General features: G+C 32.8%; 10 protein-coding genes. 2 read left to right on the top strand and 8 right to left on the bottom strand.

Annotated elements, in window-relative coordinates; translation table 11 throughout:
* Window positions 1-3: 3 nt before the first annotated feature.
* From GKZ88_RS18710 to GKZ88_RS18690, 5 genes are all read right to left on the bottom strand, one after another.
* Window positions 4-399 carry a hypothetical protein gene (locus GKZ88_RS18710; RefSeq protein WP_155103839.1) on the bottom strand — a complete coding sequence of 132 codons (396 nt, stop codon included), beginning with the start codon at window positions 397-399 and terminating at the stop codon, window positions 4-6.
* 54 nt (window positions 400-453) lie between these two features.
* On the bottom strand, window positions 454-1,362 hold the full coding sequence (locus tag GKZ88_RS18705; protein WP_155103838.1) for a hypothetical protein: 909 nt from the start codon (window positions 1,360-1,362) through the stop codon (window positions 454-456).
* Between the two features lie 311 nt (window positions 1,363-1,673).
* Window positions 1,674-4,181: a TonB-dependent receptor gene (locus GKZ88_RS18700; protein WP_230392552.1), complete on the bottom strand. Its 2,508-nt coding sequence runs from the start codon at window positions 4,179-4,181 to the stop codon at window positions 1,674-1,676.
* A 27-nt stretch (window positions 4,182-4,208) separates the two neighbouring features.
* The gene (locus GKZ88_RS18695; RefSeq protein WP_155103836.1) at window positions 4,209-5,108 is read right to left on the bottom strand and encodes a FecR domain-containing protein; all 900 of its coding nucleotides are present in this window, start codon (window positions 5,106-5,108) and stop codon (window positions 4,209-4,211) included.
* Between the two features lie 50 nt (window positions 5,109-5,158).
* Window positions 5,159-5,674, bottom strand: a complete 516-nt coding sequence (locus tag GKZ88_RS18690; protein WP_155103835.1) for a sigma-70 family RNA polymerase sigma factor — start codon at window positions 5,672-5,674, stop codon at window positions 5,159-5,161.
* A gap of 263 nt (window positions 5,675-5,937) precedes the next feature.
* On the opposite strand from GKZ88_RS18690, the gene GKZ88_RS18685 reads away from it, so the two are divergent.
* Both GKZ88_RS18685 and GKZ88_RS18680 read left to right on the top strand, forming a co-directional pair.
* On the top strand, window positions 5,938-6,891 hold the full coding sequence (locus GKZ88_RS18685) for a hypothetical protein (protein ID WP_230392551.1): 954 nt from the start codon (window positions 5,938-5,940) through the stop codon (window positions 6,889-6,891).
* Window positions 6,892-7,704: 813 nt separating this feature from the next.
* Window positions 7,705-8,916 (top strand): porin, encoded by a 1,212-nt coding sequence (locus GKZ88_RS18680; RefSeq protein WP_155103833.1) that lies wholly within the window; start codon window positions 7,705-7,707, stop codon window positions 8,914-8,916.
* 133 nt (window positions 8,917-9,049) lie between these two features.
* Here the strand turns inward: GKZ88_RS18680 and GKZ88_RS18675 are convergent, their stop codons facing one another.
* From GKZ88_RS18675 to GKZ88_RS18665, 3 genes are all read right to left on the bottom strand, one after another.
* Window positions 9,050-9,298 carry a hypothetical protein gene (locus GKZ88_RS18675; protein WP_155103832.1) on the bottom strand — a complete coding sequence of 83 codons (249 nt, stop codon included), beginning with the start codon at window positions 9,296-9,298 and terminating at the stop codon, window positions 9,050-9,052.
* A gap of 460 nt (window positions 9,299-9,758) precedes the next feature.
* Window positions 9,759-10,781, bottom strand: a complete 1,023-nt coding sequence (locus tag GKZ88_RS18670) for an LLM class flavin-dependent oxidoreductase (protein WP_155103831.1) — start codon at window positions 10,779-10,781, stop codon at window positions 9,759-9,761.
* A gap of 379 nt (window positions 10,782-11,160) precedes the next feature.
* Window positions 11,161-13,173: a RagB/SusD family nutrient uptake outer membrane protein gene (locus GKZ88_RS18665; protein WP_155103830.1), complete on the bottom strand. Its 2,013-nt coding sequence runs from the start codon at window positions 13,171-13,173 to the stop codon at window positions 11,161-11,163.
* Window positions 13,174-13,185 lie beyond the last annotated feature (12 nt).

Here is a 13,185-nt window from a genome sequence, read left to right as displayed (position 1 = left end):
TAATTAATTTTTGATTATAAAACATTGGTCTAATTTTAACTCATCCATCAAATCATCATACCCCACAATTCTACCTTTTACAGTCACTATTTGTTCTTTTTTTATTGATAAATCCTGATCTTTAAAGCTGCAGATAATCGCATTATCGAGAATTACTTCTTTACCATTAATGGCAGTAATTTTCCCTTTTATTGCTACAGCATTCTCCAAATATTTTTTATTTGCAGCTTCAATATCTGCAAGAAATTCAGCTGTTATGGATTCAGAAGTAACTGTGAAATTTGTTTCTTCTGTTGCTAAATTTCTGGCGCCGCCGTGCATTATATAGTTATAAGAAAAGAAACCTATTAGCGCAAATACGGCCAGTGTCAAAATAATTAGTATGACTTTTTTATTCATTTTTCTGTGCTTTTTAATATCAGGATTTATCAATTTTTATACTCAATACTCAGTTTATATTGCGAGCGGTATATCTTTTACTGGTACTGGCCAAACTCCAGGACTAGGGAAACTGATTCCTTTATTAGCACCACGTACGCTTGCGTCTTGCCCGAAATAGTACAAAGGCCAGCCATTATAAACTAACTGTGATTTGCCAAATACGGTAATAACACTAAATTTTGATTTGTCCAGATTAGAAGGAACAACAATTTTATCTGTTTCATAAATTGGCCAAACTCCATTGTTTGAAAAATCAGCAGCCGTAAAATTGTTTTTCTTGAAATTGTCATTTTTAAAGGTGTACAAGGTCAGTCCTTTGGCATCTGTAAAATAAGTAGTTACGCCATCGCCAACTGTATAATCTGATTTGTAGTTTTTACCATCATGACCTTTTAACTGGCTTCTTACAATCATAATTGAATAATCTGGTTTTGCAATAAACCAAGTACCGTCTATCCCATCACCTGTGGTTTTGCCTGCAGCTTCTGGTGTATTCACTCCAGCACCGCCATATCCATCGCCTGCTGAGAGTGGCGCATAATAGTACAACGGCCATCCTTTATATGTTAATTGTTTTTTATTCGATGCAGTGGTTATAGATCCAAAATCTGCTAATGTTAACCCTGCCCCTAATTTATCTGCAGTCAAATTATCTACAAAAAAAACAGGCCACAAAGCTTCACATCCTCCTGTGCAAGATGATTGTCCGTTTGCATCAGTTGCGAAAAAATATAAAGATCGTCCAGATTTATCTGAAAGATAAGAACCTAATGTAGCGCTGTTAGAAAGCGAAATTTCCATTTTTGTTTCTTGAACAGGCGGAGGTGTCGTTGTATCATTACCATTGTCGCTGCTGCAGCCAAAGAAAAATAGTGCTGCTGAAAGAGCAGCCAAACCGAATGTAATTTGTTTTAATTTCATAGTTTTTTAATTAAATTGATGTTAAAAGATGGGATTGTTTACATAAACTGTAAAGCATTTAATAATCAAGAAATCATGCTTTTTTTTAATGAGCAATTCGTTCCATAACTTATCAGCTGTTATTATGAACTGTCATATAAAAAATAGGTAGGATAGTAAACTATCGAGTTGCTTAAAAGTGTCATTTTATTCTTTTAATAAGATTCAATAGTAAAACAGTCTTAACGCAGATTACCCTACCTAAGAAAATTATTTTTTGAAAAAAAAATTAAATGAAGAACAAGAGTTAATGCAACTCTTGTAAAAAAGAATTAAAATGAAACTCTAAAACTCAAGTTTGGAGTTCGCTGTAATGCAAATGTTTCAACCTCTTCTATAGAATTTGTTAAAGAACTTATTCTATAATATTCGCTGATTTCATTTTTCTTGTTTAGGATATTTAAGATCGATATACCTAATTTAAATTGAATGCCTTTTTCAGTTTCCCACTTATAAGTCGAAGAAAGATTCACTTGTGAAAAAATATTTAAGTTGGTATCATTTGGTTTATTGTAAACCAGTACAGGATTTGAAGCATCAATTTGAGAAGTATTAGGCAACGTATTTGGTCTGCCCGAAGATAATTTTGTTCCCAAAGCAATTTTGAAATTATTTTTCTCATACATTCCTGCCCACGATACCGTATGCATCAGCTCAAAGTTGTTAGGGAAAATTGGGTATTCATAATTAGAAAAATGATAATTATTATGGTTATACGTATAACTCAGCCATGTCAAAAAATGATTCATCTTTTTTTGAACCAAAATTTCGGTTCCCCAAACTTCATAGTCGCCAGTTGTTTTAACAAACTCTAATTGGTTTTGAAAACCTTGGCTCGAGGTTGTAATTCCCGTTACTTTTTTATAAAAATTTTCTATATCCAACAGCCAGTCATTCTTTTTGTAGAATAAATTTAAAGATAATTGCCTGCTTTTCTGAATAGGGATTGTGGTATTATTTGAGACAATCCAGCGTCTTTTTTCGATACCAAAATAATCTTTCTGCAAATCAATAATTTGCTGCGAATTTTGGCTTTTTAGCTCGCCCAGCAATTCAAGATTCAGACTTTTATTAAAACCATAACTGAATTGAATTCGGGGTTCTACAATATATTTTTTAAATTTTTCGATGTAATTAATTCGCGTTCCTGCCTTAAAATATATTCGAGAAATGGTGTCATTATATTTTCCTTCCAAGATTAAAGCGTGTGTTCGCAGAACATCTTTAACTTTACGATAAAAATCAGGATTAGTAACATCTTCTAAATTAGTAACGCCAATTTCGTTAAATTGATAGCCGTCATTAAAACTAAATTTAGAATTAATTATATGGTTGTTCTCCAAATTAATTCCGTTATTATTAACTGTATTTTCCTGAATGGCGATTTGATTTGCATTCGTTGTTTTTTGATTGGCCAAAAGCTCATAGGCTGAGTTGTAAACATTAATTTTTGTGGTATTGAAGCTGTTCCAATTTCTCTTCCACGACAAATTTCCACCATAATTTTGTTGGCGTAAAATGTTATTTTCTGATCTGTAGATGTTATTTCCTTCAGCGCTTTGAAAAACTTCTAAATTGTCTTTTATCGTAATTAAATCCAGTACGATCAAGTCTTTACTTCCTATTTTTTGACCAAATTTTAAGGTGGCATCATAGAATCCAAATTTTTTATCACTGCGATAATCTACATTTTGATTTTGCGAAAAATCAGTGATAGTGGTATTTTGAAATATTTTGTCGAAATACTCTTTGTAAGTAGGTGTTTCTACAAAATCAGTAATGGATTTACGTGCTGAAATTTCGATATAACTTTTTTTCGAAAGATTGTATTTCGCATAAACATCAGCATTAATCATGTTTATTCCTGCGCTGAAAGTATTTTTTTCTGCCGTCTCAGGAGTAGAAGAAATAGAAACGACACTGGAAACACTTTCTCCATAAAATGCTGAACTTCCATTTTTATAAATAGAAATTGTATGTGCCAAATTGGGATTGAAAACCGATATTAAACCAAAAAAATGTCCCGTTTGGTACATTCGTATTCCGTTCCATAAAAATAAATTCTGATCATGCGTACCACCACGAACATTGATGCTTGACACACTTTCATCAATACTGTTTACACCCGGAATTTGCTGCATCGCCTGCAACGCATCTGGTTCTATAAGCCCGGGCAGAATACCGAATTTCTTGGGTTTAATTTCAAATGATCCGTCTTTATTTTTTGAAATTCCGGAAGCTAAAATAGCATTCGTTTTGATCTCCGCAAGTTCTGTAACTTCTGGCTCCAGTAAAATTTTAAGACAATTTTTCGCGTCTGAATTAACGGCCGTAATTCTTTTAGTTATGAATCCGATGTGGCTGATTACGAATACTGTTGCATCCTCTTTTTTAAATTCGAAGTAACCATTTGAATTGGTTACAGCCTGAGTTTTGCTGCTTGTATTAACATTTGCGTTGGCAATTGGTTTATTATCTGCGCTGGAAAAAATGTATCCGCAAACTATTTGTGGTTCATTATCTTTTTTATAAATATTAATGAATTTGTTTCCAATATTTTCAAATGATAAATTAGTTTTCTTTGAAAGATATTCCAGTTTTTGTTCTAAAGAAAGTGACTCTTTTGGAGGTATTACTTTAATCCCAACAACATTTTCCTCAATATAATTAAAGCTTGCATGATGTTGCTGCTCAATTTCAATTATGACGTTTTTTAATGGCACAAGTTCTCCCTTGTCCTGAGCATTAATGCCAAGAACAACGAAAAACAAAAAAAACAAAAAATGAAATTGTTTGGGGAGCAACATTTATTTTCCGTCAAAAATTACTTTATTTTTGGACACTTTTTTGGCCTCCAAATGATAGGTTGTGCTAATAATCTGTAAGGCAACATTTAAGTCTTTAGCGGGTAATTTCCCTGTAAATAAGGAAGTTGTATCTTTTGTATTTAATTCGATTGTGATATTATATTGCCTTTCAACTTCATCTAAGATGCTCTTTATATTTTCTTTATAAAAGCAAATTTGATTGTCAATCCATTCTGGTTTTGACGAAGTTACGATTAAATTGGCTTGTTTTCCATTTTCAAAACTCACACTCTGCCCGTGCGTTAATAAAATTTGAGTGTCAGCATAATTTACTTTTACACGACCTTCATAACATACTACATCAAATCTATTTTTTCTCGCTTTTACATTAAATTGAGTTCCTAAAACGGTTACTTTCCCTAAATTGGTCTCTACTTCAAATTTACGGCCTTTAGCAACTCTAAAATAAGCTTCTCCTTTTAGTTCAAGATGTCTGTTATTATCCCAATTCCATTTTTTATAGTTTATTTCAGAACCAGAGTTTAAAACTACTTCAGAGTTGTCCGGTAATGAAAAAGAGGTTTTTTCTCCAAAATTTGCTGTCTGTGTCTGTGGCATTAAAAACTTCATGGCAAAAGTAATTCCTAAAGCCAACACAAATATTGCTGCCGCTCGAAACATCCATTTTTTGTGTAAGGAAACTACTTTTGGAGTTTCTTTTTCCTGTTTAAGAATGTTCGCCAGCATGTTATTTTCATCAAAATCATCTACTTCTAAATGAGCAGTATAATTTTTTATTTTTTGGTATTTTTCAAAATCAGGGCTTGCTTCAAATTCAGCTAATTCATCCTCTGATAAATCATTGCTGAGCCATTTGGCTAATAAGTGATTCTTTTTCATTGTACTGCTATTATTTCATTAAAACAATTGGAACTGCATTTACCCTACTTTTACAAATCAATTTCTTTGCGTAAGCTTAACAAAGCCAAATGAATACGCTTTTCTACTGCTTTTACGCTAATATTTAAATCTAAAGCAATTTCGCTATACTTCTTTCCGTCAATTCGATGCATCAAAAATGCAATGCGCTGTTTTTCATTCAAATTTTCAATGGCTTTCAAAAGTTTGGCTTGAAATTGTTTTTCTTCCAGAATATATTCAGGACTTTCATTTGTTTTATCCATACCTGTGAAGTTTTTCTCATATCTCAAAACAACTTTCTGATGCGCAATTTCATTGAGGCTGCTGTTATTTGCAACGGTATAAATAAATGATTTTGCTTTTTCCAATGGCACCGAGGCACAGTTTTTCCAAAGTTTAACAAATGCTTCCTGAGCCAGATCTTCGGCCTGCTCCATATTGCCATATTTGTAGAAAAGAAAATTCCGAAGTGCTTTTATCTGACTTTTGAAGAAAGACGAAAAAATTATTTCGTCGCAAGTATTTGATTGGTTTTTAGTTGGCATTTCGATTTTCAATTTTCAGTGTAAAAGTATTTGTTTTTATTTTAAGTAGGGTAAAATAAAAGCTGATTGTTTTATACATAGATGAAATGTAAATTTCCTGTAATAATTAGAGATTAAAAAAATGAAACTGAAACCTTTGTTGGCAATTTATTAAAAAACAGCTTCTTAAATTTTATTACCTTTGTAAAAATATAAATATGTTCCCTTTTAAAAAATATTTATCAATAGCAGTTTTCTTATTCTTGCTGTCTTGTCAAAGTGAAATGGACGAGCAAGTCAATAATGCACAAGGAACAGTAACAACTGCTTCTCCTATAACCTCTTATCTGCAAAGGGTTGCAATGGTTCAAACGGTCAAGGATAATGTGATCGACGGATCTACTTATTGTACTATAAAACCTCCCTATACTGTTACTGTTAATAATACACAAATTGCGGTTAATTCGGCTGCCGATTATCAAAAAGTAATAGATAATATCAATGCCAGCAATAGTGACAATGATATTGTGAAAATAAATTTTCCGGTAACAATGGTTTATTATAATTACGTTGAAAAATTGATCCCAAATGAAGCTGATTTTGATGCTTTAATTGATTATTGGAATCAGTATCCTGACCTTTTATCTAAAATCAATGGACTAAACATCAATTATCCGATAACCATAAATATTTATAACAGTGCAAATCAAATTGCAAGTTCTGTATCGATTATCAGTGACCAGGCATTTTTTAATTTTATAAAAAATTTGAACAGCAGTCAGTACATTTCTTTACAATATCCAATTTCTGTAGTAGATTATAATAATCAGACAAAGTCAATTACCAATAATTTAGAGTTTGAAAATGCAATAAAATATGCTATTGATTATTGTCCCGAAAATAACATTGTAACCCTTGATTTTACAGCAACAATAACAAATGGTTCTTGGCAAATACCTTACTTTTATGATGAATCAGAAAAAACAGCTTCGTACAGCGGTTATTCTTTTACCTTTAAAAGTGACAAAACAGTAGTTGCTTCAAAAGGTGCTGTTTCAGAAACTGGTCAATGGGAAACTAAATTACAAAATGGTGTTAGGGAACTGCAGCTCAATTTCAATTCAGAATTACTTGGTAAATTAAATTATAATTGGAAACTGTTTGAATTTAATAACTCGCAAATAAGATTGCGTAATATAAACAACAGCACCGATTATCTTTATTTTGAAAAAAAATAAGTTTTACCTCTAATATATTAAATCAAGTACACTTTCTTTTTTAATGGTTTTAGACTTACAATTCCTTTAGTACTTAAATGAATAATTTAGGTACTTTTTTTTGCAGTTAACAAACTTCTGCAAATAAACACAAAAAACCTAACTATCTATTACACCGTAAATTATATTTCATTTTATAAGTAATTTATTAAAAAAAGTAGTACTTTTATCAGTAATAATTTTTAATGCCTCAAATTCAAATTTTTCTTTTTCTTAGTTAATAGCATCTCGGTAATTATTCTGTTTCTTTAAACTTAATATTATGGTTGTAACTATACTTCGCAGGCATTCCAGTCAATCTGTCTTTCTTTCTTATGCTTTAAGATATTCATCAGTATGCTTTGAAATTATTAGAATTATAATTTACACTTTCAGAGACATTTTCTTTGGTTATAGCTTCTCAAATCAATTCGGCATCGTTCAGCTTAGACTTAGTTACTTAAAAAACTCATTTACAACAAATTGCATTTATACATTTCTGAGTAATCAATGCAGCATTACCTCTATATCCTCAATATGTGGACTAATTTCCTATACCCTAAAATTCAATTTTATAAGCTATCCTTTTAGGACAATTTCAGTTGGTTTGTCAGATCTAAAAATCCATACGTAATAGTGTGTTATAAGAAAAAGAAAACTCAATATTCCCGAGAATTGGGATGAAATCTATTCAACAAAAAATCTAATAAACCCAATATATACAAACCTTTAAATAAATTTTCAGCATGAACCCTCAAGATAAAATCACACTAGTTTTAATCAAAAAATGTAACCATGAAAAAAATTATGAAAAAATTGCATTTGTACCTGATGATATTGATTTTTCCAGTTATAGCATCTGGACAAACCGATACCATGGAAAAACAGACCAATGAAGGAAACCATCTTTCTGATTCCATTGCACCAATCATTCCTATCTCAAAACAATCACTTTTACGAGATATTGATGTGATTTTTAATTCCAGAATGGCATACAACAGTTACTTTACTGATGGAAATCACGATATATCGCATTTTAACGTTGATCAGCTTCGATTTGAGATCAAAGGAAAGATTCATGATAAAGTGTATTTCAGATTTCGTAACCGTTACACCCGCGAGCCTGTTCCAGGAAATCTTGATAATATCAGCCGCGCAGTTGATCTTGCATTTTTACGAATTGATTTATCAAAAAGAACCAATATTTCTTTTGGAAAACTCTGCGCAGACTGGGGCGGATACGAATTTGATTTTAACCCTATCGACATCTTAACTTATAACGATGTTATCGAATATGCCGACAACTTCTTAGTCGGTGCCGGAGTATCGCATACTTTAGAAAACGGAAATCATTCCTTTTCGTTTCAGGTCCTGAATTCACGAACCAAAACTTATGAGGAACAATATGGAGCAAGTGCTCCTCCAGATATTAACCCTTCAGAATTTCCTTTGGCTGCAGTAGCAAACTGGCGAGGGAAATTTTTTGGAGGAAAATTTGAAACGACTTACAGCTACAGTTTTTTTAATGAAGCTCAAGGCGCACATATGAACTACATTGCGCTGGGAAATAAATTTACGGCAAACAAATTAGTGGTTTATTATGATTTTCAATATCGTGACGAAGGCCTAGACCGTTTAGGGATTGTATCCAGCATCATAAGCAGTCAATATCCTTATGCCGCACAGAAAGTTGTTTATCTTGAAAACTGGGTAAGAGCAGAATACTTAGTAACACCTAAAATTAATTTGTTATTAACAGTAATGAACAGCAACCATTCCTGGAAAGACAATCCTGACCCAAATGCAAATAATAAATTATCTACCAGCTGGGGATTAATACCAACTGTACAATATATGCCTTTTAAAGACTTAAATCTAAAATTCTATCTGGCTTATACTGCAAGGAAATACAATTATACCAGTTATGCCGAATCGGCTTTTGGTGTAAAAGACTATACAACAGGTCTTTTGGCTGTCGGGTTCATTGCTCCATTACTAGTATTATAACATAATAGACGTAAAAACAAATAAACCACCCTGATTTTAAATCAGGGTGGTTTATTTGTTTTAGTGACATAAGAAAGTCAAAGGAAAAGAAGTATCTAACTGATAATGGTGATTCTGGAAATAATACAATTCATTACTTTACAAAGCTTACTGTATCTGCCAAATTCTCTTTACTGATAAATGATGATATATAATCCTGAACTTCATTTTTTATTTCATCTCGAGTTGCAAAAGAGTTTATATGAAACTCATCGTCCTGATCAAGAATATGAATTATTTCAGTATAACCTTTAGATATTAAACTTCCTTTTAATTTAATTATATCGAATTGCTGCCTTCCGCTTACATCTTTGCGGATTTTTAGTTTAATAGCTTTTTCCATTGTAATATTTTTAATTCATTATTACTACAGTTTGGGTTCTCTAAAAGTAATACTATTTTTAAATACAATGCAGGCTTAAAAACACAAAATAACAGTCATTGACTCAGTATTAGCAATAAAGCAATTTTTAAACTTTTAGGCGAAGGTTTTAATTATAATTACTAAAAATTTAATATAATTATCATATATATTCTTTTGCGAAATTGAGAAAATTGAGAAAGTCTATAAGGCTCGATTCATTATTTATACTAATTACCTCATCAAAAAGACTGAAGTTTTTCATCAATTCTTCAATTTTACAAAATGTCCAAGCTCTTTAGTGTTGTCAGATGTAATCATTTTTACTAATCTCACTTCTAAAACAAATTGCTTTGAACCAGATTTTTTTGCAGCCATTCTTGTCAGTAATAAAAAACTACCTAAAAAGGTAGTTTCATTGTATTTAATTAAAAAAAAAAAATTAGCGCCATCCTAACTCAGGGGCAATGTATTTTAATATAGAAGAAAGTATATGCACATTATAATCAACACCTAATGTGTTAGGTATTGTAAGCAACAATGTATCAGCTTCTTGAATTGCTTCATCCTCTGCTAACTGTTTAATAAGCTTTTCGGGTTCAGCGGCATAACTTTTTCCGAAGATTGCTCGTTTATCACTTTCAATATTACCAAAACTATCAGAACCTTTACCTTGATCACCAAAGTAAAATTTGTCCTGATCTGTCATCAGTGCAAAAATGGAACGGCTAACCGAAACTCTAGGTTCGCGCTCATGTCCAGCTTTTTTCCAAGCTTCCTTATATAGTCTAATTTGTTCTGCTTGTTGAATATGGAAAGGTTTTCCGTTTTCATCATACTTTAAGGTAGAACTTTGCAGATGCATACCGTTTTCCGCAGCCCAAATTGCAGTAGCATTAGATGCAGCGCCCCACCAAATCCTCTCTCGTAACCCTTCTGAATAAGGTTCAAGTGGCAATAAACCAGGCGGATTTGGAAACATCGGAAATGGGTTTGGTTCAGCAAATCCTTCTCCATTAAGCCTCTCCAAAAATTCTAAAGCTTTTTTACGCCCCATATCAGCATCTGTTTCTCCTTCTAAAGGCTCATATCCGAAAGCGCGCCAGCCGTCAATAACCTGTTCTGGAGATCCTCTGCTAATGCCTAATTGTAATCGGCCTTCTGAAATTAAGTCAGCTGCACCGGCATCTTCTACCATATACAGAGGGTTTTCATATCGCATATCAATCACACCAGTCCCAATTTCAATTTTACTCGTTTTAGCACCAATGGCCGAAAGTAAAGGAAAAGGTGACGCCAGCTGTTTTGCAAAATGATGTACTCTGAAATAAGCCCCATCTATACCTATTTCCTCTGCAGCAACAGCTAAATCAATAGACTGAAGAAGTGTATCGCTTGCTGTACGAGCTTTATAAGAAGGATGATTTGCCCAATGCCCAAATGATAAAAATCCTATTTTTTTCATAGATTGCATTATTTTTATTTACAATCTCAAATATACGCATCATTATTCAGTGCGTCTGCAAACTTTTATAGAAAGTATTTATCCTTTTATTCCAATTCTTTTTGTAGGTTCTAAATTAGAAAACTGTTCATCATAAGGTTTATCAGAATTGTAAATAATCTTATTAGATATATCCAATCTAATTTTTTCTTTTTTACATAATCATTTCATGGTGCTTAAAACTAATTATTTCGATCTAATACTAAGAAACAAAACATTGTATAATGCAAAAAAAAAACGAGTTAATTATATAAATTAACTCGTTTCTTGTTTTAGCTTTCTTTGGGGGCATCAAGCTATTTTTTTATTTTATCTCGCAAAATTAAATTTGAGAAAAAAATTAGATTTTACTTTCATCATCAACAGCATCCTGCCATTTATCCCAAACTTTAACAGCTTCATTGTAACCATCATAACCATAGTTCTGACTTAATTGACCTTTGATGTTAGGCTCAATAGCAAGTTTAAAAGGAATTGGCCAGTAATTATTACGTTTGTCCATCGTATAAAACTTTACGCCTGGTTTAAGAGCAATACCATTTGGATATTTGTTGTAAAGCGTGTAGTGAACAATACGCTGCCACCAATAACTTCCTCCAGTTGCATCTTTCCCAGATTGTTTATCCCAATTGGTTTTGCTGTAAGTATTACCCCATTCATCTGGTTTTCCACTCATAGCCAAACAGTGCGAAATACGTTTTAACTCCACATTTCTCCATTCTTCCATGTAAAGTTCTCTTCCTCTTTCTGCACAAATATCACCAATCGTTACTGTAGTGTACATTTGCGATGCTTTTGCTCTTGCTCTCACAACATTCACATCTTGTGCTGCACCAGTAGCATTACCTTGGTAAAAACGAGCTTCTGCACGCAATAAATACGTTTCAGCTAAACGATAGATATACAAATGTGCACTTGCGCCTGCAGTAGCTCCTTGAAAATCATTTGCTGCTGGATTAGCTTCGGCTACAACATCATGATAAAAGATTTTGTAATTTGGAAAATCATACCAGTCACGAATAGAATCTTGTGCTAACAGTTTTCCAGCTGCATCTTTCATTCTGAAATTTTGTCCAGCCCAAACAGCACTTCCACCTGCTCCAGGAGCGTATTTAAGATCTTCCATATTCACCCAGTTACCAACTGTGCTGTTATGTCTAAGATCCACTTTATCCTCAACGCCATTCACAACCCACATAGGATGCTGTGAATAATAAGAAGCACTGATCGTACCAATACCACGTCCTATTGCTCTTTGATAATCATATTTTGCATTATAATTCGTTTTGTCAGTCAATGGGAAACGCGGTGCTGCTGTTTTACCATCAGGAGTAATTAAGTTAGCATCATTCCAGTTAGGCCCAAAAATTCTCATTGAAGCAAATGCTAAAAATGATTGTGCTCCTCCATTTGGTGCAACTAATATAGCTTCAGTATTAGCAGATATCACTTTGTTTTCTGGTCTGTGTAAATCCCAAATCACATTTCTAGTAATAGGCCATGCTGTAGGATTTCCTCCTGGATCAAAAATTCCTAAAGTGCCTTGTACCAAAGAATAACCTGATCCATTAATCAAAAGATTAGCTTGTGCTTCAGCATCAGCAAATCTTCCAGATGCTAAGTAACATTTAATTAGCAATTGACGACAAGCACCTTTGCTCACCATACCTACATATCCTATTTTTGATTGTTCTGGTACATATTGTACAGCTTTCTCCATATCAGCCGTGATCATTTCTATGATCGCTTCCTTTTTAGTAGAATAATAACTCTGTTTTGGTACCGCCAGGATTTTAGTGATCAATGGAATATCTCCAAATTCATAAACTAAATTAAGGTAACGGTATGCTCTGTGAAAATAAGCCTGACCAATATATTTATTTTTAACTTCCTCGGATAAACTTTTTACATTACCAATATAAGATAATACAGTATTAGCATTTTTAATACCCGTATAAGCTTCAGTCCAAAGGAATCCAAGATAAATCGATTCACCAGCAGCATCTCTTCTATATACATCTAAACCAGCAGAAGGAACTATAGTTGCAGCATAATCAGCAATATTACTCCCTGTATCCGTTTTTCCATATTGTGCCATATCAGAGAAAAGATACTCCGTACCAATAGGCACGCTAACACCCGAAAAGCCGAAATGAATATAATTATTACGCAACTGTTTGTCGCACAATGCTAAGGTTGCCTGCAAACCAGCTTCTGTAGTAAAAGTAGTTTCTGGGTCATAAAACGAAAGCGGATCTGAGTCGAGATAATCCTTTGAACAAGAACTGGACAATACAGCCAATAGTACAAAAGGCACCAGTCTTGAAATTTTATTATTTATATATTTTTTCATTGTTGAATAATT

The sequence above is a fragment of the Flavobacterium sp. LC2016-01 genome, from assembly GCF_009711135.1.
Taxonomy (GTDB): domain Bacteria; phylum Bacteroidota; class Bacteroidia; order Flavobacteriales; family Flavobacteriaceae; genus Flavobacterium.
This window is presented reverse-complemented; position numbering and strand designations above follow the sequence as displayed.

What these genes read in the sequence shown, in the direction of transcription:
- GKZ88_RS18690 (WP_155103835.1), bottom strand. Translation starts at nt 5,674, where the DNA reads ATGCCAACTAAAAACCAATCAAATACTTGCGACGAAATAATTTTTTCG.
- GKZ88_RS18705 (WP_155103838.1), bottom strand. Translation starts at nt 1,362, where the DNA reads ATGAAATTAAAACAAATTACATTCGGTTTGGCTGCTCTTTCAGCAGCA.
- GKZ88_RS18675 (WP_155103832.1), bottom strand. Translation starts at nt 9,298, where the DNA reads ATGGAAAAAGCTATTAAACTAAAAATCCGCAAAGATGTAAGCGGAAGG.
- GKZ88_RS18670 (WP_155103831.1), bottom strand. Translation starts at nt 10,781, where the DNA reads ATGAAAAAAATAGGATTTTTATCATTTGGGCATTGGGCAAATCATCCT.
- GKZ88_RS18695 (WP_155103836.1), bottom strand. Translation starts at nt 5,108, where the DNA reads ATGAAAAAGAATCACTTATTAGCCAAATGGCTCAGCAATGATTTATCA.
- GKZ88_RS18665 (WP_155103830.1), bottom strand. Translation starts at nt 13,173, where the DNA reads ATGAAAAAATATATAAATAATAAAATTTCAAGACTGGTGCCTTTTGTA.
- GKZ88_RS18710 (WP_155103839.1), bottom strand. Translation starts at nt 399, where the DNA reads ATGAATAAAAAAGTCATACTAATTATTTTGACACTGGCCGTATTTGCG.
- GKZ88_RS18680 (WP_155103833.1), top strand. Translation starts at nt 7,705, where the DNA reads ATGAAAAAAATTATGAAAAAATTGCATTTGTACCTGATGATATTGATT.
- GKZ88_RS18685 (WP_230392551.1), top strand. Translation starts at nt 5,938, where the DNA reads ATGGACGAGCAAGTCAATAATGCACAAGGAACAGTAACAACTGCTTCT.